We start from the raw sequence: 394 nt of genomic DNA on the forward strand, positions 1-394 counted from the left end.
ATCTCTGCTTGTTGTTTGTTTTCACGCAAATCTTGCAACAGCAGCATCAAGGCGGTGTGCCCGTTGTGCTGAAGCAGTGTTGATTCTATTAAACAATCGATGGTTTCGCCGTGGCTGTCTAGCATCTGTGCTTCAAACTGATTGCGGCCATGTTGAAGCTCTCGATACATTGCATCAACACGACACGCATCAGCAGTCGTAGGGCAGAGCGTGTCTAATGACTGCTCAAGAAGCTCGGACTTTTTATAACTCAGTAGTTCAAGCGCTCGATGGTTGGCGGCGACGATTTCGCGTTCAATAACGATCAGCATGCCCAACGATGAGCTGTGGTAAAGTGCGCCGAATTTCTCCATGGAGTCTTTCAGCTGTAACTGAGTCATAGACGTGTTTTCAG

The 394-nt window shown here is 48.0% G+C and carries 1 protein-coding gene; it reads right to left on the reverse strand.

Features of this window, described 5'->3' with window-relative positions; translation table 11 throughout:
• A partial coding sequence (locus tag UF05_RS15390) for a PAS domain-containing protein (RefSeq protein WP_156148034.1) occupies positions 1 to 394 on the reverse strand: 394 nt, incomplete at both ends.

The organism is Vibrio sp. S457-15, assembly GCF_000960545.1.
Taxonomy (GTDB): domain Bacteria; phylum Pseudomonadota; class Gammaproteobacteria; order Enterobacterales; family Vibrionaceae; genus Vibrio; species Vibrio parahaemolyticus.